The organism is Streptomyces dysideae (assembly GCF_001514305.1).
Classification (GTDB): domain Bacteria; phylum Actinomycetota; class Actinomycetes; order Streptomycetales; family Streptomycetaceae; genus Streptomyces; species Streptomyces dysideae.
In genome coordinates, this window is the sequence record NZ_KQ949087.1 from 189,672 (window position 1) to 209,448 (window position 19,777).

13 protein-coding genes are annotated in these 19,777 nt (G+C 68.9%); 2 read left to right on the plus strand and 11 right to left on the minus strand.

The window, feature by feature from the left end; all coding sequences use genetic code 11:
* Positions 1 to 198: 198 nt before the first annotated feature.
* The gene (locus AQJ91_RS21765) at positions 199 to 1,083 is read left to right on the plus strand and encodes a hypothetical protein (RefSeq protein ID WP_067024240.1); all 885 of its coding nucleotides are present in this window, start codon (positions 199 to 201) and stop codon (positions 1,081 to 1,083) included.
* Between the two features lie 393 nt (positions 1,084 to 1,476).
* On the opposite strand, the gene AQJ91_RS49795 is transcribed toward AQJ91_RS21765, so the two are convergent.
* The 3 genes from AQJ91_RS49795 to AQJ91_RS21775 all read right to left on the minus strand — a co-directional run bounded on the left by AQJ91_RS49795 (position 1,477) and on the right by AQJ91_RS21775 (position 9,906).
* Positions 1,477 to 2,385, minus strand: coding sequence for a DUF4240 domain-containing protein (locus tag AQJ91_RS49795; RefSeq protein ID WP_079085101.1), 909 nt, complete (start codon positions 2,383 to 2,385; stop codon positions 1,477 to 1,479).
* Positions 2,386 to 2,478: 93 nt separating this feature from the next.
* A complete protein-coding gene (locus AQJ91_RS21770; protein ID WP_067024243.1) occupies positions 2,479 to 8,721 on the minus strand; it encodes a DNRLRE domain-containing protein in 6,243 nt (2,080 codons plus the stop codon).
* A gap of 831 nt (positions 8,722 to 9,552) precedes the next feature.
* Entirely contained in the window at positions 9,553 to 9,906 is a 354-nt protein-coding gene (locus AQJ91_RS21775; protein ID WP_067024246.1) for an SH3 domain-containing protein, read from the minus strand.
* Between the two features lie 313 nt (positions 9,907 to 10,219).
* Here AQJ91_RS21775 and AQJ91_RS21780 point away from each other — a divergent pair, with 313 nt between their 5' ends.
* Positions 10,220 to 10,591 (plus strand): hypothetical protein, encoded by a 372-nt coding sequence (locus tag AQJ91_RS21780; protein ID WP_067024249.1) that lies wholly within the window; start codon positions 10,220 to 10,222, stop codon positions 10,589 to 10,591.
* A 61-nt stretch (positions 10,592 to 10,652) separates the two neighbouring features.
* Here the strand turns inward: AQJ91_RS21780 and AQJ91_RS21785 are convergent, their stop codons facing one another.
* The 8 genes from AQJ91_RS21785 to AQJ91_RS21820 all read right to left on the minus strand — a co-directional run bounded on the left by AQJ91_RS21785 (position 10,653) and on the right by AQJ91_RS21820 (position 19,748).
* Entirely contained in the window at positions 10,653 to 11,033 is a 381-nt protein-coding gene (locus AQJ91_RS21785) for a hypothetical protein (protein WP_067024251.1), read from the minus strand.
* On the minus strand, positions 11,030 to 11,407 hold the full coding sequence (locus tag AQJ91_RS21790; RefSeq protein WP_079085103.1) for a hypothetical protein: 378 nt from the start codon (positions 11,405 to 11,407) through the stop codon (positions 11,030 to 11,032). The genes AQJ91_RS21785 and AQJ91_RS21790 overlap by 4 nt, the downstream gene beginning before the upstream one ends.
* Positions 11,404 to 11,904, minus strand: coding sequence for a hypothetical protein (locus AQJ91_RS21795; protein WP_067024254.1), 501 nt, complete (start codon positions 11,902 to 11,904; stop codon positions 11,404 to 11,406). Before AQJ91_RS21795 ends, AQJ91_RS21790 begins: the two co-directional genes overlap by 4 nt.
* A gap of 98 nt (positions 11,905 to 12,002) precedes the next feature.
* Positions 12,003 to 12,449: a hypothetical protein gene (locus AQJ91_RS21800; protein WP_067024257.1), complete on the minus strand. Its 447-nt coding sequence runs from the start codon at positions 12,447 to 12,449 to the stop codon at positions 12,003 to 12,005.
* A 37-nt stretch (positions 12,450 to 12,486) separates the two neighbouring features.
* A complete protein-coding gene (locus AQJ91_RS21805) occupies positions 12,487 to 12,963 on the minus strand; it encodes a hypothetical protein (protein WP_067024260.1) in 477 nt (158 codons plus the stop codon).
* An 86-nt stretch (positions 12,964 to 13,049) separates the two neighbouring features.
* Positions 13,050 to 14,870, minus strand: coding sequence for a hypothetical protein (locus tag AQJ91_RS21810; RefSeq protein WP_067024263.1), 1,821 nt, complete (start codon positions 14,868 to 14,870; stop codon positions 13,050 to 13,052).
* An 88-nt stretch (positions 14,871 to 14,958) separates the two neighbouring features.
* Positions 14,959 to 16,041, minus strand: a complete 1,083-nt coding sequence (locus tag AQJ91_RS21815) for an AAA family ATPase (protein WP_199847992.1) — start codon at positions 16,039 to 16,041, stop codon at positions 14,959 to 14,961.
* 875 nt (positions 16,042 to 16,916) lie between these two features.
* Complete coding sequence (locus AQJ91_RS21820) at positions 16,917 to 19,748, minus strand: BTAD domain-containing putative transcriptional regulator (RefSeq protein WP_067024270.1); 2,832 nt, start codon at positions 19,746 to 19,748, stop codon at positions 16,917 to 16,919.
* Between the last annotated feature and the right edge of the window lie 29 nt (positions 19,749 to 19,777).

The following is a 19,777-nucleotide window of genomic DNA, read 5'->3' on the forward strand; positions in this document are numbered from 1 at the left end:
CGGAGCGTCCATGGTCGTGGCCGACGCACCCGGCGGGCCCACGGAAGACCCGTGAACCCGCCCGTGCCACGGCCATGTCCGCCCGGGAGACACGCGATGCGCACGCGCCCGGCGAACACCCGCGACCCGACCCGTGCGGGTCCGCCCCCGGCCGGGGGACCTCACCCACCCGACATCCGACGGAATCGAGGTTCCCTCATGTCCAACACCACGACCGACGAGACCCGCACGCTCCACGCCGTGCCCGTCCCCGAGCCGCTGGCCGGTCTGACCGGCGCGCCCGCCGCCATCTACGCCGAACTGGTCGAACTCACCGGCAACGACGCGGCCACGGCCGCCGAACTCGCCCTCGCCGCAGGTCTGGGCCGCTCCACCACCGGCAAGGCCCTGGTCACTCTGGAGGGACGCGGCCTGGCTGTCCGCACCCCCGGCGGCCACGACGGCCCCTGCCGCACCCCCGACCGCTGGCGCGCCGCGCCCACCAGCGAGAGCACCACCAAGGACGCCGAGGGCGGCCAGGAATCCATGAACGCCGAGCCGACCGACTCCGCCTCCAATGCCCCGGAGCCGAGCGCCGACGACACGGACAGCGAGAACGCCCCGGCCGACGAGGCCACGCCGAACACCTCCGCCGCGACGGACGACGAAAGGACGGACGCCGCCAGCGTGCCGGTAACCGACGCAGCCCCGGATGCTCCCGCGCCGGACGCCGAGCAGAGCGAAGACGGCACCAGCGGAGACGACGGCCCCCATCACGCGCAGGACAACGACGTCGCGCGCACCGAGGACGCCCCCATCCCCCAAGCCGACCCCAAGCAGCAGCCGACGGCCCCGGTGGAAGCGAGCGCCCTGCCGGGCGGGAAGAAGCGGCTCGCACCCGGAGCGCTTCGACAGATGGTCATCAACCACCTGTCGAAGCACCCCGGCGAGGCGTTCACGGCCACGGGCATCAGCCGTGTCATCGAGAAGTCCTCGGGCGCCATCGCCAACGCCCTGGACAAGCTGGTCAAGCAGAACATCGCCGAGCAGGTGAGCGACCGGCCGCGCACCTACCGGCTGGCAACACCGCAGGCCGACGCGTAACCGACCGGAACGACGCAGCAAACCGGGCTGGTTCCCACGGGGGTTGGGAACCAGCCCGGCTTCCGTGTGAGTCTTGCACACCAAGCGAGCGGCGGCATGGCATGGAAGGGCGGGGTTCGGAGGCGGAGTGGCTCAGCGCGTTCGTGGCCGTAGTGTCTGCGGCCACCGCCGTGTAGGCGGCGTATTGGGCCGCGGCCGCATGCCAACATGTGGACCCCTCTCTCGACGCGCCAGGGCACCGATGAAGCGATCCGGGACGACATGCCCGCCGCTCTGGCCGCTGCGCTCCGGCCGCGGATCGAGGCGGTCGTCCGCGATGCATCGAAAATGGCCGATCGCGTGCTGCTGCGCTGCGACCTGGACCGTGCTCCGAACTATCCGTATTGGTGTGGTTCAGAGGCGCTTGCGATGCCGTTGTCGCAGTTCTTCCAGCCGCGAGCGGGCCGCGTCATCTCGCCTCGTCGGCGGGGTTGCATGTGCCGGACGAGGTACTTGGGGTGGCGTGGGCAGGCTCAGAGATGTGGATACGAGTGTGAGGATTGCTTCCAGATCAGTGGCAGCAAGGTAGGCGAGGCCACCCTTGTTCAAGCCTCGAAAGCGTGAGTCGTTCCTGCGGAACGAGGCCCAAGCCCGACCACTTCTGGCAGTGACGCTGCTGCGTTCCGCCTGCGAGGTGCATTCGATCTCGATAGCCAGGTCGCGCTGCTCGGCGCGCGACCACCAGGTTCGCCACTGCGGGTCGCCCTGAACCATGCCGATCACAGCGCCGACTGCATCGAAGTATGCCGCAGGAATGTCCCTGTCGCCGTGCAAAGCGAGGGTAAGCCAAGGGGTGTCCCCTGCCGCGATGACTGTCGGCTCTCCGGGTTCATCCATGCAGAACCCAGGCAGCGGGCCCAGCCATGGTTCTCCGGTGGTTTTCTCGTAGGCCATGGCGACAGCCTCGGCAAGACTGTCTGATTCGCTGAAGTCCCAGGCGCGGTCAGCCGCCTGGTCCGGATTATTCAGGATTTGCTGGAATCGTGGCCTGCCCGCTGCCACAACCGCGAATCGGAGATTGATAAGCGCGTCGCCAAACAGTGGCACCGACGGTGCGCCTGGTGGATCATTCACATCGCGGGCCGGAATTCCCGAGAGGGCGTCAGTTTCAATTTGCTGCACCTTTGCCGCCAACATATCGGCGAACTCGTCAATGCGATCTTTGCCATCTCTCGCTAGGGTCTCTGCCAGTGCGGGAGTGGTTTGCTGGTTTGCCGCGCCTTCGAGAAGGTCGATGAGGGACCAGAACTCTTCTTCTGTCATGGATCAGCTTCCTTGCCACTGATGAGTGCAGCGGGTGGGCCACCTTGGCGGCCCACCCGCTTGTCTTTTACTCAGCCCTGTGCGCGCGGCATCCTACCGACAGCTCTTCGCCTGTCCTGGTGGGCAGTGGCGATGCCTGGCCACATACTGAAGGATCATGGCCGCTTCCCAGCTGCGGGCGTAGAACCATCCCTTCATGTTGCTCCTCAGCACGGTGTACCTGCACCCGCTCGATACTCGGTAATACCTGTTGCAGGAGCTGATCTGACTCGCCGGCCTGCTCTTACCGACTCGGGATATCCCGTATTTCCAGACCTTACCCTTGTAGTAGATCATGTAGCCGATGTACTTGCTGTTCTTGTACTTCTTGGCCGACTTCGATCTCGGGTTTGGGAGGGGAACGTCCGGGCCAGGCATGCTGATCGTGCACCCAAGTGCCTGGCAGATATACGCGGTCGCTAGAAGGATGATATAGGCGATCGCGACTGCAGTGCCGACGGCAAGCCAGTACCCCGGGGCCACGACAATGGCCCAACGGCCGTCCGCGTCCATGTAGTTGATCGGGTCAGTGGGATAGCCGTAGGCGTTTGCGTTTCCTCCCACCACGGGGTCGGGAGAGAGGAAGAGCCCGGTTGCGGGGTTGTACACCCGGACCCCCGTGACCAGCAGACCGCCGAGAACGTCCTTTGAGACGCCCTGGCTACCGAGCCAGTCGTAGCGGGCTGCGGTCTGGCCGACCTTGGAGTTTCCGTACTCGTCAGTGTCCAGGACGGTCGGTGCAACGCTGGTATCCAGAGGGAGGACGAGGCTGACGTCTCCGTGGATGTTGGTGAGCTGAAGGACTGTTCCGCCGGTCTTGGTGGTCGTAGCCGCCAGGCTGCCGTCGAGGCCGGTCACGTTTCGGGTCAGTGCGCCCGTTGCGGTGTCCTCGATGATCCAGCGGGGGACGCTGCCGTCGCTGTCGTAGTGGTTGACCTTGGATGCGGTCTGGGTCCAGGTGGAGCCGCTGCCGGTCTCCGTCTTCCAGGACCGGAAGCGCAGGCGGGCGTCGAGCTGCCAGGTCTGGCGCTTGCCGTTGTCGGTCTGCTGGTAGGCGAGGTCGTTGGCGTAGTACGCGATCGTGCTGCTGCCAGGGGTTGCGGTGGCACGGCCGAAGGCGTCGTAGGTGTAGCCGGTGTCGACGATGCGGTCGGCACTGTCGTAGGTGTGGTTGCTGGCGGTACCGCCTGTGGTGGGGCAGTCCAGGCCGGGGGCGCTGGCCGCAGTCGTCAGGGACGTGCGGTTGCTGCGGTTGTCAAAGGCGTACGTCCGCCTTGTGCAGACCGTACTGGTGGTGTCGTCGACAGTGGTGAGGCGGCCGACCTTGTCGTAGGCGTAGGACTGATGGGACCAGCCGGCGTGGGTGACTGCCTGCCCGAGAACAGACCGGGTCACGGTGTCGATCATGACGCTGACGCCGTCGCTGTCGCGGGTGTATGTGCGCCGGACAGGTGCCCCGGTGGTGTCTTCGGTGTGCTGCAGGGTGTAGCCGCCAGGCAGCTTCTGCGAGGTGACGGAGCCGTCGGCGTCGTAGGTGGCCTGGAAGACACCCGCAATGGAGTCGGTGGCCTTCGTGGCGAGGCCACGCGGCTCGACGGCGTGGTCGTAGGTGTAGGTGACGGTTGAGGGCGAGTTGTCCGATGTCCTGACCGGGCGGTCGAGCAGGTCGTACTCGGTGGTGGTGATACCGCCGTCGGCGTCGGTGTACGAGACCAGGCGGCCGAGTTTGTCGAACGCCTTGGTGATGGTGCCGCCGGTCGGTGAGGTCAGTTTCACGGGTTGGCCCGTTGCCGGGTCATATTCCGTGGTGGACTCAGGAACGGCCTGCCCGATGCCTCCGGTGATGGCCGTCTTGTCGGGGCGGCCGGCCGCGTCGTACTGGATCGTGGTGGTACGGGTGCTGCCGTTCGCCGTATCGCGCACCGTGGCCGATCGGCCCCACCAGTTGTACTCGGTGGTGGTGGTCGGCATCTGGGACGGGTTGGAGCCGCCGCCGGTAATGGCGCCGACCGGTCCGCTGGAGCAGACCAAGTCAGCCCACTCCGGGCGACCCTGACAGGTGCCCGTGCCCGTAGCGGACCAGTACGTGGTCACGCGGGTCGCGGCGTCCGTACCGGTAGCTCCGGGCCGGAGTTGCTTGGTGACGCGCCCCTGGGCGTCGTACTCGGTCTTGGTGGTGATCGCCAGACCACCGGGATCCTGCACGGTCTGGGTGGGCAGACCTCGTGCCCAGTCATAGGAAACCTCGGACACCTTGGTCTCGCCGTGCACCGTGGGGTGCTCCCGGACCTGGGCACCTATGGTGCTCTTGGTGAGTTGGTCCCTGACCGCAGCCGTGCCGTCCGTCGGTCGGCCCGTGTCGTACTCGTTGACGACCCAGCTGCGGGCAGTCACTGGTGTACCCGCCGGGACCAAGGTGGTGGTCCCCGACTTCAGGTCGGCGGTCAGGTCGATACGGCGAAGAGGGCCCAGTTTCTCCAGTTCGCGTGTGCCGGTCTCGTTGTAGACCGTGGTGGCGGCCAGAAGGTTCGCCCGTTCGGCAGCGGACAGCGATCCGATGCCCAGATCCTCCTGCACGGCCCGGTCTGCGGCACTGACACCGAGGGCGACGGCGCGGTTGCCGGCCGAGAGTTCGCGAACGGTGTTGCCGAAGCGGTCGTACTCGGTGGTGTCGATATACCCGCCCGGAGTGGCCGTGTTGACCTCATGGCCGGAGACACCCATGTAGGTGATCGCGGCGCGCGCGTAGCCGGCGGTGGTCAGGGCGCTGCCGTCGTGCGAGGCGGGCACCACGTCCGCGGGGAAGACGGCAGTCGCATCGGTCGGGGCATCCAACTGGCCCCATGTCTTCACGTCCGCCGCGCCCATCGCGTAGGGCGCGGCCGTGCCGGTCAGAGGGACGTCGTAGACGACTGAGGTGGACGCGGTGCCCGACTCGACGTCCTTGGTCCCCTGCTGAAGGCCGGAGCGGGACAACTTGAGCAGCATGCCCTCACCCGCGGTGGCGGCGTTGCCCACCTTGCCGTAGGTGAACGTCCACGGCAGCTCCCCGGCCGAGGTCAGGCCGGTGACCCGCCCGGCCGTGTCGTAGGCGTACTCGGTCTTCAGCTCCGGGCTGATCTGCGGGTTCCACGCCTGACGCAGACGGCCGACCGTGTCGTAAGCGTATGTCTGCACGGCCTTGGCGGTGGCCGAGGTGGCACCGGGCTCGGTGGACCACAGACGGATCTCCTTCACCTGGCCCGCGAAGTCGCCGAACGCGGTGGTGGTGGCGGTGGTGGAGGTAGCGTAGACGAACTCCAGTGCGCGACAGCCCTTGGTCGACGGCGTCGCTGTGCACGCTGCGGCGCTCGCGGCGGAGGTCGGGGCGATGATCCGCTTCGGGCGGGCCAGCTCCTCGCCAGCCACCGTCACGGTCTCGGAGACCACCGTGGTAGTGGAGTTGGTCAGGCCGTCCATCAGCGTGGAGGACACCTGCCAGGTCGCGGAGGCCGCATCCGGCTTGGTGAACTCGGTGACCGTGCCGTCGGTGTCCGAGAGCGTGAACGAACCCGTCACGTTGCCAGCGAGAGTCAGGTACTCGGATCCGGTCTCGGGAACCCAGCCGGTCTGGGCGGCGTTCGCGGTGAAGTGTGTCTCTGTACCCTCTGCGTCGACGACGGCAACGGCCGTGTCGGAAATCCGGCGGATGTGAGAGTAGTCCGACTCTGTCGCTTCGGCCACAGCGCCGGAGACCCACTCCTTACCGAAGATCGTCGCCTGGCCGTCCTGCTGGGCTCCCTTGTCCGGGATACGGGACGAGGCTGTGCGCGACACCGACAGCCCGAGGGCCGAGACGTCCTCAGCGGACAGCGTGTAGTCGCCGGTGAGGAGGTTCAACTCGCCCGGGCCAACCTCGTCGGCCGCAGCGCCCGTCGCAGTGCGGTCCACGATCACATCGATGCGCTGCGTGCTGCCCGAGGCCGAGTTCGGGCCGGTGAAGTCGGCCTTGATCTCGACCGTTCCGTCCGGATTCACGGTGTCGGTGGCATTCCAGACCAAGGCGGCGTTCTTGCCGTTCACCAGCGGCACCGGCCAGGCCGTCAGTGGCGTTCCGCCGGCGGTGACGTCCCCTGCGGGAATCTTCACCCAGGGGTCTGCCTCGGAGCGGCGCCAGGAGAACGACACCTCGTTGTACTTGCTGCCGTCGGCCTCCGCGACCAGCGGGAGTCGGCGGGCGGTGCGCTCGCCGTCATCGGGCCGGACGAAGCCACCGGGGCCGGCATGGAAGGTGTACTCGATCGCCTCGGACTTGTTGTCCGCCTTGTCGACCTGCCGCACCTGGAGGATGTGGGTGCCGTCCTCGGGCGGGGCGATGCTGATGGCCTTGGCGGCAGTGGAACCGCCGGTCGCGACCTTGGTCCAGGTCACGCCATCCAGCGACCACTCCAGCCAGTTGTGGTCCGTACCGTTGGGTGTAACGCTGAACGTCCCCGTCTGACCCGCGCCCTTGACCCACGCGTTCGACGGATAGTCCGATGACGTGATCCCGGTAGGGGCCGACGGCGTGGCGGTGTCGACCGTGAAGGTCTTCCACGCCGACCAGCCGTTGTTGTAGTGCGTGCCGTCGTACGGCGAGGTACGGAACTTGTACGTCTTGCCGTTGGTCAACACGCCGGAGGGCACGGTGATCGACGCGACCTGCCCGGACGGTACGTACTTGGAAACGATGACGTCGCCGACCTGGGTGTTGGTGGCGTTGTCGTAGATCTGGAAGGTGCCGTTGACCTTGTCACCGTCGGCGTCGACGAAGGTGTCCCGCAGCGTCGGCGTGGTGGTGTTCACCGTGTAGGCGCCGCTGTAGGAGAAGTACGGCGGGCCGGCCTCCTGCTTGGTGCCGGTGCGCGGCCGGTAGTTGTAGTTCACGACCAGCTTGGGCGGGTTGGAAGCGGCGTTGGCGGAGTTGACCCGCTTCCACTGCGCCACCACGGTCTCACTCGAGGCGCGCAGGCCCATGTGACCGCGGGTGGCCTTGGCCGACGCCCACTCCTGCACCAGCGTGGTCACGTCGGCGTTGATCCAGCCGTCCGGCTGCGTGGTACACGCGGCGTTGCCGCGGGTCTCGGTAGAGGTGGCCTTCTTCGCCGTCCACGACGGCTGTGCCGTCCAGCGCGACGACGTCGAGGCCGCGCCGGTCGACCACACCTCCCACGGGTAGAGCGCACAGTCGGTGTTGTTGCCCGAGTGGAAGTTCCACAGCGACAGCTTCGCGTCCAGGACCAGCGCGTCCTGGATCGGCGTGGTGTTCCAGGAGATGAAGGAGCGCGCCGTGCGGGGGGTGCCGTCGGAGTTGGTCGTACCGGGGTTGCCCAGGTCCAGCTCGGTGTCGGTGGACCAGTCGACGGTCTCGCCCTGCTGGACGTAGGTGTCGAAGACGCTGCTCAGTGAAGAGGTGGACGGGTCGACAGTGACCGGGTACTGCGTATCCGGGTCGGCGAGGAACTCCGCGTCCGGTGTGACCACCAGGTCGACGGTCGAGCCCTTCTGAACGACCTTCAGGCCGACCTTGGCCCGGTTCGTGTGCTCGCCGGACCGCTTGTCGACGGTGGCGTCCCACATCACTGGCGCGGGCATCACGGCCCGCTTCTTGCTCTTCTTGTCGGTGAACAGGATGTTGCCGTCGTCGAGTTGCTTCGCCTTCAGGCCCTTGGCCTTCAGCGGCAGCGTGTAGGAGTAGCTGCCCGTGTCCGGGCGCTGTTTGATCTCGACGAACTGCTCGAAGCCGGTCCGCGTAGCCTCGACGACCACGTCCGCACCAGGCACCGCGTTGACGTACTCCGCCCGCGTACCGTCCAGCTTGGGCTTCGGCAGACCGCCCTTCCACTGCAGCGTGATCTGCTGGTCGCCCTCGCCGAGCGTCACCAGGTCGGTCGCCTTGGCCGCCCGCGCGGCCTTCAACGACTTTGCTGGCGTGCCCGTCTTGCCGGCGAGCCGCAGCCCTTCTGGGTGCGCGACTGGCTCAACTCCTGACCCGGATTCCCGCAGTTGCACGTCGACATCGACCCACTTGCCGTCCCGCTCGAAGCGAATCGGGCCTGCCGCCACTTCAGTTGTGAGGCTGCCGTTCTTGTTCACCCACGTTGTCGACGTCTCGGTGCGCTCCGAGAGCGCCTCAACCCGCTTGCCGGACAGCCTTGCCGCGACGCGGGCAGAAGGTATGTCGGCTGCCTGGGTCGCTGCCGCCTTCTTCGGCGCGCTCACTGCCCGGGTCGGCGAGGCTGCCCCCGAACTCGTCGCGTCAAGCAGGGTAATGGTCATGGCCAAGGCGACACTGCCCGCTGTCCAGCGAACGTTCCCCCCGTGCCAAGGCCGCCCGCGCCGTCGTGGCGCAGGTCTGTGAATCGTCATGATTCTTTGACCTCTCGCATTCATTGACATCACCCACGTGATGTCAATGTGAAGGTATGCGTCAGGTAAAGATCGGAAATCATGACAAGATCACAGAAGGGGGGCGGTGGGCACTTCGAGGGGTTGAGTGATCTGCGCCACTCCAGCGCGTCAACTACCGTCAAAGCGAAAGTGGTTACCGGTAGTTCATTGAGCCTTTCCACTCCTGCCTCTCCCGGGTCAGGACAGCGGTGGCGATTGACGGCATTCGATTCCGGCTGCACCGGGCCTTGCGGAAGATCCGCCGTGCCTTCAGCCGTGCGACGCTGCGATTGACCGGTGTCCGGGCCGCGGATGGCGCGCGGTTGGGGGTTCGCTGGTTCGGTGTGAGGTCGCGGCCCGGCAGACCTCTAATGGACGTCGTCATCCAGGTATCCCACTCCCATGTTGGCGTCGGCGAGGAGACAGGATGCCTTGGTGTCCGCAGATCCGGATGATCCAGTGGGTGCGGGCGGCGACTGTGGGCGCGGCCAGGCAGTGCGGGACCTGCACTGCGGGCGCCCCTCAAAACAACCCGACCGGGTACCGGATCTGCACGATCACGACTCGCTTGGGCAGCTTCTGCGATCTCGTCGAAGAGGTCACCAGGACAGGCGAGCAGGTGCTGCGCGCCCTCATCCGGAACGAGGCATCGCAGGGGGACCGGCGTGTCGTAACCAACGGTCATCGCCCCGGGCACGGAACACCGGGCCGCGGGGCCGGTCACCCCCCGGTGGACGTCAGCGACTCCTTGCCCCATGCCACCAGAGAGGAGTGCACGTACCCGGCGACGCCGCTGCGCTTCATCGTGACCTTCACCCATGTGCCCTCGCCCTCGGCCCAGCCGTGCGCGGTGCAGGTGTCTCCTTTGTGCGCGGTGCCGAGCGGCTTCGCGGACTTGCGGGGCTTGGCTCGCACCGTGGCCGAAGACCCGGTGATACGGCAGTAGTCCTGCTTGAGGGCCACCGGTGCGGCAGAGACATGCACCGGCTGGGCGGCAAGTGTGGGAGCCGACATCGCGAGTAGCGGGACGACGAGTAGGCACGTGGTGAGCAGCGAGGCGTGACGGCGGGACAACGGGCGCTCCTTATATGCGGGTTCAGTGGCGTCGGCACTGAAGATTGCTGCGCATCTCGCGCACCCGCCGTCCCGTTTGCTCCATTTGGCAGCACATTCCGCCGATTCAGGTGATGTTGCACTGCTTCGCGTAGGCACCGGTCGTTGCAGGGGACACCCGGCGGGGCGTTCATGCCCAGCCCGTGACGGCAGTTGTTACGCGGGGCCATCCCGCGGCGTGCTGCCGACCGGCCGGCGGTGCCCTATCCGACTTGGGCGATCAACCGCCGGACGCCCCAACTACCCACATGACACTTCCTCTTAGGGACGAACTATGAAGTACCTGACGACCGTCGCAGTGGTGTTCCTCTCCCTGGCCTGCGCGACTGCCCCCGCGCACGCGGACGCGTCCGTCAAAGACGGCAAAGTGGGGCTGAGCGTCAAGGGCAAAGGCCTGTCAGTGAAGCAGGCAGGCGGCTGGATGGACGGCCACGGCACCGGTGTCCGGGCCCGCCTGTACACGGTCTACAAGGGCCAGCGGGCCGACATCACCCGCTGGAAGGAGGCGACGCCGGTCACCGCAGGGACGACACAGTTCTCCAACGTGGACTGGAACCTGAATGGCCGAAGCTTCCGGAACGGCACCTGGCTGTGCATTGAGTTCAACAAGGTGGACGGCACACCGTGCGCCAAGATCCACCGCTGACGTCGCGCAGCGTTCCGCCAGGAACCTACCGGCCGCTCGGTCACGATGCCGCAGGGGCCGCTCACGGGTTCACTCTGGGCGCTGGGACGATGTCCTGGTAGATACCAAGGAGCCGGATCAAGGCCGTGTCCAGCACCTCACATCGCTCCAGCATCAGCTCCAACTCCTCCGCCGCAGAGCTGATCTCCTCTTTCAAGGCGTCGGTCCCATCGGGGCCTGAGGCCAGCCGACCGCGCAGGGCGCGTAGTTGACGGCCGACCTGCTGCGCCCGCCAGTAACCAGTGTCCAGCTCGGTGGCGGTCTGGCACAAGGCGCGAGCGAGGCGGTGGAGGCGGTCGCCCGGCGGGTGCCGGACGGCAAGGGCGGTCAGAGGCTCTCCGAGGCCGAGCTGTTCGGCCAGCAGGCGGGTGCCCGGTCCCGGTGCGTTCGGTGGGGTGGTCATGGCGGGGAGATCTCTCGCAGCGCACCGAGCGCACGGGCCAGGCGGAGGGCGAGGCTGCGGCCCTGGTTAGGGCCGTCGGCGAAGCCTCGGCAGATCGCCGGTGTCTCGGTTCCGAGGGTTTTGTGGCTGACCACGTGCCCCTCGGTTTGCCGGGCCCGGTTGACCATGGCGGCGACCCGTCCGGGCTGCAGGTGCATGAGGTTGCCCGGGCGGAAGATGCAGGTTTCGCAGCGGCGGGCGCACACCCGGACCGTGCCGGTGAGCGGGTCGGCGACCTCGTCGTGCGGCTCACCGCCTTCGGGCTCGACGCCGTCTTCGTCGAGGGGTTGCCGCATGGGCATCTTGCCGTCGCCGCGCGCGGCGTTTCGGTTCATCGTCGTCCTCCGCAGCCCGCGTGCCCGCAGCCGCCGCAGAAACCACCGCTGTTGCACGGACACGGGCAGGCCCCCCTCCTACGGTCCCGGGCGGCTGTCTGCCCGCCCGAGGCGGGGGTGCGCTCGTCGAGCGGCGGGGCGCTGTGGGGGTCGGGTGCCGTGTACCGGATGGCCACGGTGAGCAGGCCGGTGCGGGCCGTACGCGGGAGCCGGTCGAGCGCCTGCAGGCAGTACGCCACGTTCGGGTCGCCCGCCGTAATGGGGATCTTGCATCGAGCGAGCAGTTGTGCGGCGGCCTCTGCCACGGCCCAGGCGAGGGCGGGCGAGTCCAGGTGCTCGCGATCCTCGGCCGGCACGTGGTCTGCCGCGCGGGTCAGCAGTTCAGCCAGAGGCAGATCCTCCTCGTTCTCGGAGGCGGTGAGGAGAGCGTGAGCGTGAGCGTGCTGGAGGATCTGGTGCACGACCGTGGCGTGCTGCGGCATGTCGGTACCAGGCATGAACGAAACCTTCCGGGAGCGGGCGGACCGGGGCGGTTCCTGGTCCGCGGGCGCGGGCGGGGCCCGAGTGCGGGCCCCGCATGGTCAACGGCGCCTGGTCACAGCCCGGTGCGCCGTACGGCGGCCTGGTAGCTGTCCAGGACCTGGGTGAGCTGGTTCATCTGCTGGGCGAAGCGCGCGACGTGCAGGTCGGTGGTGTGGCCCGTGTTCTGCAGCAGGCCGGTGACCGACACGAAGGCCGGATCCAGGTGGGGGTTGAAGAGGTCGGCGAGGCGGTCGCGTACGTGGGCGGCGTGGCGGCGCAGTTTGCCGTGGAGCCGGTCGGCTTCGGCGGCGCTGTTGAGGACCAGGTCGGCCAGTTCGCCCAGTGCGGTGCCGCGTTCGTGCCGCTGGCGGACGAGGCGCCGGTATCCGTCTTCGCCGAGGGCCGTGCGCAGGGCCTCGTGCCCGGGTGCTCGCCGGGGAGTGGAGTCTGAACCGGGTGGAACGGTGGGGGCGTTGGTCCGGGCGGCGGTGCCACGGATGCGGCTGGCGCGTTCGGTCATGGTGGTGGGTGTCCTTCCTGTGCGGCGGGTTGAGCGGTCAGAGGGTTTCGCCGTAGGGGCAGGTGCTGGTGTGGCCTTCGTCGCCGGTGAAGGTGTCCGGCACCGTGTTCGGGTGCGCGATGTCCTCGGGCCTGAGCGGCGGTCGGGCGAGGTGGGTGCCGAGGTCGGCGAGGTGCCGGACGGTGGCCAGGGGTACCTGGCCGGAGCATTCGGGGCACGGGCCGAGGAGTTCGAAGGCTTCGTCGTCGTAGATCGGGAAGCGGGCGAGGAAGACGTATTTCTCGCCGGTGTCCGGGCAGGTGGCGGTGGCCAGGACCGGCTCGCCCGGGGTGGTACGGCGTCGTAGCCAGTCCGGGGCGATGGTGATCTGGTCCAGCCCCAGGCCGAGGGCGGCTGCCAGCCGTACGGCGGTGCGGGCGTGTTCCTCGCCCCGGTAGCGGCCGTGCGGGCTGGCAGCGGTGTTGTGGCGGATGAACACGGCGGCGGCGTGGGCGCGTTCGGCAAGCGACGTCATGGTGTCTGGACTCCTTTGTGGGCTGGTCGGCTCGGTGTCCGGTCGGCGGGTGCCGCCCCAGGCGAGCCGGGGCGGCACCGGGTGTGTCAGGGGTTGGTGGCGGCCAGGGCGGCGGTGGCGGCCTTGCCGATCGCGGCGGCGGCCTGGGCGGGGTCGGCGAGTTCCAGGAGGGTGGCGCCGGGCAGGGGGCGGGGGTCGGGGTCGAAGGCGAGCCACAGCACCGCGCACCCGGTGGCGCGTAGGGCGGCGATGCGTCCGGCCGCCAGGTCGGATTCGTCGGGGTGGTAGCAGCCGTCGGAGGCGATCACCAGCAGGCGGCCTGTCCCGGGTTGGGTGAGACCTGCTCCCGCCTCCAGGGCGTCGATGGCCTCGGCGAGGCTGTGGCCCATTCCGCTGGCGTCGAACTCGGTGACGCGGGCGGGAGCGCGGCCCGGTGCGGTGATCGCGGTGATCGACCGGTCGTAGGCGACGGTCGCGCTGCAGGAGTCCGGGTCGGTGAGGGCGGCGGCCTTGGCCACGATCCAGGCGGCCGAGGCGATCGGTGCGGCGGCGACGCTCATGGAGCCGGAGACGTCCACCGCGATGCCCACCCGCAACGGCGGGGTCGGGCCTGCCCGGTGCACCGTGTGCACCCAGGGGGTCGCCGTCGGGATCGCGCCTGCGGCCTTCTGCGCGTCGCGGGCAAGGGCTTGGCGCATGTTCAGGCGTCCCGGCGGGGCCGCCGAGGCGGTGACCGTGGTGGTGCGTTCCCGGTAGGCGGCGGCCCGAAGTGCGCGGGCGAGCTGCCCGGCCGCCGTCTTCTCGGCGCGGGTGGGCGGGCGGGTGCCGGTCACCGGGGAGCGGCCCCTGCTCTTGGTCGCCTTGCCGGGGGTGTAGGGGCGTCCGCCGGGCGCGAAGACCTTCTCGGCCGTCTGCGCGGCCTGCCGCGCGTGGGCGGCCTGGGCGGCCTTCGCCCGCGTCCGGGCCGTTTGGGCGGCTGCGACGCGTGCCTGGGCTGCGGCCTGTGCGGCCTCGTTCGCGGCCACCGCACCGAGGACCTTGCCGATCGCCTCGGCCAGCTCGCCTTGGTGTCCGGCGGTGGGGTCCGGGGTCGGTTCCGGGCCGGAGGGGTCGGTGCTGAGTGCCTGGCACCAGGCCCGGGCGTGCTCCAGCATGGCCTGTTCGTCCTCATCGGCGGTGGCGTGGGCGGCGGTCCAGATCGCCGTGAGGGTGTCGAGGAGGTCGGGGCCGAGGATGGCGGTGACGGTGTTCTCCAGCGCGTCGGTCTCGTCCTCGTCGAGGATTCCGGCGTCCCGGCGGGCGAGGATCAGCCCGGCCGCCGCTGCGGCCTGCCACCGGTCGGTGGGGGTCTGGCTGGTGAAGTCCTCCAGGACCAGGGTGTGGATGGCGGCCCGCAGGTACCGCCGGTCACCGGGGCGGCGGCCGAGGTGGGCGTGTTCGGCGCGGGACTCTTCCAGCAGCTGGGCTGCCGTATCGACGGCGGTGCCGCGTAGCGGGAGCGGGGTCATCCAGCGGCTGTGGGCGGCGTGTGCGGCCTCGTGGGTGAGGGCGCCCCAGGCGACCGGGTAGTTCTCCTCGTCGCCCACCTGGGTGGGGTCGATGGTGGCCGGGTTCAGCGGGGCGAACAGGGCGGCGTCGATCTCCAGTTGGGCCGTGGCGGGGAAGAAGGCGGCGGGGGCGCCGGAGCGGGTGCCGTGCTCGCAGGTGACGATCACGTCCTCGCGTTCGGCGAGTTCCGGGAGGCGTTCAGTCAGGGCGGCGGCGATGCGCAGCCACTGTCCGGCCTGTGGCCCGGGCCGGGGTTCGAAGGCGGGGCCGCCGTCGTCCTCCCAGCGGGCCAGGGCCTGTTCGGTTTCGGACAGGGCGGGCGGGGTGTGCTGGACGTGGGCCTGGGCGTGCGTGGGCATGGCGGATACGGGTCCCTTCCAGGAGGGGGCGGTGGTGGGGTGGGTTGGCGGCCCGGGCCCGGCGCTCGGCTGGGCCCGGGCGGGGCGGTTAGAGCTGGCGGCCCAGGGCCAGGGCGGTGACCGGGCGGCCGATCGCCTTGGTGACGATCTCGGCGACCGTGTCCCGGTCTTCCAAGGGGGCGATGCCGACCAGGTTGGCGAAGGCCGTCTCGGCGCCGAGCACATCGGCGATCTTCTGAAAAGCGATCAGTTCCCGTAGCTGGGGCGCCCATCCGACATCGCCCGCCTGCTGGAGGGTGGCGAGGTTGCGGGCGATCCGCACCGCCGTCCGGTTGATCTTCAGCGAGGCGGCCAAGTCGTAGTCGGAGCCGACCTGGATCTGCACGCTGAACCGGGAGGCGAGGGCTTCGGTGAGGACCGCCCCGTGAACGCCCGGGTTGTGTCCGGCGATCACGTAGAAGCCGTCGGCGGCCGTGATCGTCTCACCCTTGTGTGCCTTGACCTGGATCTGCCTGCGCCCGTCCATCGCCGGGTACAGGGCGGCCAGCACCTTCGGGGAGATCAGCGTGGCGTCGTCCAGGAGAAGGGCGCGGCCTTCCTGCATGGCGGTCACCAGCGGCCCGTAGACGAACTCGTAGCCGCCGTTCGCGTCCTGGGTGTACTCCCCGATCAGGTCGCCGACCGTGGTGTCCCCGTCCCCCGCCACCGTGATCAGATCGGGGAAAGCGGCCTCGATCAGCGAGGTCTTCCCCGTCCCCGGCGGTCCGTACAGCAAAACCGCCACCTGCGCCTCCCGCAGCCGCCGCAGCGCCTCCACATCCGGCAGCTGCGCCAGCGCCCGGGGGTGGTACTTCTGCCCGTTCGGGCGGACGATCGGCACCGGCCGCCCGCCCGGCGGCGGGGCCGAAGGCGCCTGCTGGGAGGTCTGGCGCGGCGCCTGGGGTGTGCCGCCCGAGGCGGGCTGAGGGGGCGGTGCGGCGTGCTGGGCTGCTGCGGCCGTCGCCGAAGTCGCCCGGTACGTACGAGGTTTGGAACCAGACCGCTCCGCCTCGCCCCGGCACACCAGCGTCTCGCACGCGTTGCCGACCGCCCCGCCCGAATGCCCCAGCCTTCGCGCCAGCTCCGTGACCGTGAAGACCGTTCCCGGACTCGCCGCCAGCACCTGGGCGATCCTCGCGCGCAACTCGCCCGGGCGCGCCTTGGCGCCCGTACCGGGCGCAGGGCCCGCAGGCGTCGTAGGGGTGCTCGGCGGTGCGGAGGCGGACTGCTGCCCTGCGGGGGCCGAAGGCGGGGAGGCGGGCGCAGGCGTGGCGATGCTCGTCATCGAGAAAGTCCTTTCACCGGGCAACAGGGTCGCCGTATCTGAATTCGAAATTGGCCGCCCTTTTGGGCGCACTCCACCCGTAATCCGTTTTCGGGCGGACCCCATCGGCGGTTTTCTTTTTCCCGGCCCTCCCGGGAACAATTCAAATATAGCTCGACCCGCACACCACCTGAAGCCGCATTTCGGCTTGATAATGCTGGAATTCTCGTGAATTCACGACCGTTTTTCAGGGCTTTTCCCGAAGGTGCGACGCAAGGCGTCGTGGCCCGTGACCTGCACGACCGATTCCCAGGCGCCCTGCACGTGTCGGCATTTCGGCAAATCGAGTACATGCGCGAATAGGCGGCCTCCGGCACGCCCCCGGCAGTGCGGCACCGCCTGCTGCGCCTGTGTGCTGCCGCACCTCCTGAGTGCGGGGGCCGGGCCGGCCGGGGCCAGGCCCGTATCAGGTTCCTTGGAAGCGAACTGACGGATCAAAAGATTCACGCAGTACGTCTGGACTGGCCGGGCACGGGAATCCGTGCGGAATGCGCGGGGCCTGGGCGACGGCTGTCAGTAGATCGGGATACGTTGCTGCACTGATATACAGTCGCCCTCGCCCGTGTGTGGCTCGCAGGCCCCCTGGCCTGCGAGGACGGCCGGGCGGGGGTGTCGTTTCCAAGCGCGCACGTGGAAGCGATGCCAGAGACGACACCGGATGCGACGGGGTGGACGTCATCGAGTCATGCACGCCGGTCGATGAGGCGCGCAGGGGCGGTGAGCTGCTCCTTACCGGGTTTTCTGGCGTGGGTCCTGGGTGCGATCAGGGCCTGGGTGGCTGGTTCGGGTTCGAGGCCGAGGTCGGCCAGGTGCCGCTCGAGGCGTGTGTAGGTGTGCCGCGCGGCGTCCTGGCGGCCGGCGGCCTGGTAGAGGCGAATGGCGTGCTGGTACAGCTGCTCGTGGTCGGGGTGGAGCGCGATGACGTGCTCCAGCGCGGTGAGGGCCGCGTCGGTTTGGTGTGTGTCGGCGGTGTGTTCGGCGTGGTGAGCCAGGCGCATGACGGCGTCGGCTGCTTTGGTGGCGAGGTGTTCGCGGATGCCGTCGGCCCACAGGTGGTCACCGCCGTGGGCGAAACCTCCGCGGTAGCGGCGGAGGGCCTCGCGTACGGAGGCCAGCTGCGTGCTCGGGTCGTCAGTTACCGCGATCCGATTCAGAGCTGCGGTGAAATCAGCGAGGTCTGTTTCCACAAGCTCGGGATGGAGTTTATGCAGCTCTCCCTGGAGCAGGATGAATTCCTGTTGGGTAATTCCAGTCGCCGCTCGCAAGGCGCGTCGTACAGCACGGCGCAGGTTCTTCAGCTCGCGCGCGTTCTGCTCACTGTCACCGTCCAGGCGCAGGTTCTGGGCGATGTCGGCGGCCAGCAGTCCCGCTGGGTGAGCGGCCAGCAGAGCCAGGAATTCCCGCACTTCCGCGCGTAGGTTGACGCCCACAGGATCGTCGCTTCCCCGCGCGTAGAGGGTGACGGGCCCCAGGACGTGCAGACGGATCGGCTTGCGCTGCTCGGACCGCCGCGGTTCGGCAGGGTGCGGCCGAGGCAAGGGAGTGGCAGGTTCGGCTTCGTTCTCCTCGTCGGCCTCGGCCGAATCCCCGGTGGACGGTGCGACCGTCTCGGTGCGTTCGGCGGGGATGACGCGCAACCGGGGGCGTTGTCCGTGAGCGGCGAGGACGACTTCGATGATGTCCCGTGCGGCTTGGGCGGTGAGCTGGAACAGGCGCAGTTCTTCCGTCCGTGACGCTCCTGTGGCTCGTGAGGGGGTCCCTGTCGGCAGGGTCGTGGTGCCGTCGGCGGCAATGTGCCATCGGGCGGCGCCGGGCAACGCAGCGTTAAGGGTGAGGACCAGCAGGACGTCGGGGTCGGTACGCCTAGCCAGCGCCTCGAACTGCCCGATGTGAGCCGACTCCGGCGTCGCGAGGAGGAGCAGGGTGCCGGGCGCGGCGCTCGGCTGCACTTCGTGATCGCCATCAAGCGCCGCAAGCACCGATTCCAGCCCGGGTTCCTGAGTCTGCTGCCGCTGACGCGCATGGGCGATCAGATGCTCTTCGGCCAGTCTGATGGCATGGGCGGTGTCGGTTGCCTGGGTCAGGGCCGTGAACTGGGAGGGAAGTCCAGGCAGCAGACGATCAGTCAACTCCTGTGGCACAACGGCCCGTAGAAGGGGCTGCTCAGGGCGTTGGCGTTCGGCGGCGGTGAGGATGCCGCACAGCATGGCGCGGGCAGCCGCCTCGGCTCCGGGACCGCTCCAGTCGCAGCCTCCGTCGTAGGCCAAGGCGTTGAGGGCCGTCTCCGTATCGCCTGTGTGGCCGATGGTCACCACTGGGTCGGGCTGAGGTTGTTCGGGCGGGATACGCCGGGTGAGCAACGTGTCTGGATCCGCTGACGTGCGCGGCAGCGCGGCTTCTCGCGCCGCCCATGTGGCTCTCTCAACCACCGGACTCAGCTCCGGCCCGTGCACGTCCGTGCCCGGCTCGCGTGAGCGGTTGCGGTGCACGCGAACGTAGCGCAGTGCGGCCAGCAGCCCAGCCGCGGTGGTGATACCGATCAGACTCGCCTCACCCACGCTGACCGCGACGGGCCCTCGTTCAGTGTGACGTTGCGCGTTTCCATGTCCTTGGGCTACGTCCTCCTTCTGCGCGTCGTGATGAGCGGCGTGCCGTTCGTCGTCGCCGTGAGCCTCGGGCTTGTCCGGGGTCTCCGGCGTCTCAGGGACGGAGGGTGCGGGCACAGTCGGCCGTGCAGGAGGAGGCGCGGCAGTGCCGGCGACAGGGACAGTCAGCTGCCAACCGGGCCTGATCAGATCCGGGTCGGTCAGCCGTCCGCCGTCGGGCTGGAGGCGGTTCTTGTTCAGCTTGTAGATCCGCGGCCATTTCACGGGATCCCCCAGGTGCGTTGCCGCGATGTCCCACAGCGTGTCGCCTTCCACCACCGTGTACTCGATGTGCCGCTGTTCCTCGGTCGCCTCTGCTGGAGGTGGTACTCGAGCGTTGTCGACCCCGGCCTTCAGGGATGCGGCCGTCAAGGCCGACGCAGGGTGCAATGGGGCCGTCGCAGCTACCCGCGCTCTCAACTCACCGATATCTGTTGGCTGCTGAGCGCTCGCGACGTGGGGCCGCCACAGACCGAGCAGAGCCACGACGAGCGTGCCGACGCACAGCGCCGCCAACGATCTCTTCACTGGCAGCGTGGCCACATGCTCGGCGTGCACGCCCCGGTCGCGCATCAGCTGCGGCAGATGCGTCGCGTACCAGGCGACCTCCCGGACCACCGAACCGGCGACCGCGCTCCAGCACACCCAGCCGAACAACGCCAGCAGCTCGATCATCAGCGGATCGCTGACGGGCTCCGCGATCCGGTCCAGCAGGTCCCCCCACGAGGAGACCTGCTGGGGCCAGGGCACACCGGCCGCCGCCCACAGCACCCATGGCATGCCGACCAGCAGGGCGAGCGTGATCAGGCCCGTGCCCGCCGCAGTGGCCGCAGCACGCACCCGTGCGCGGGCGGAGTAATAGGACGTCATCCCCGGGTGGTCCTTTCCTTGCCCCGAGC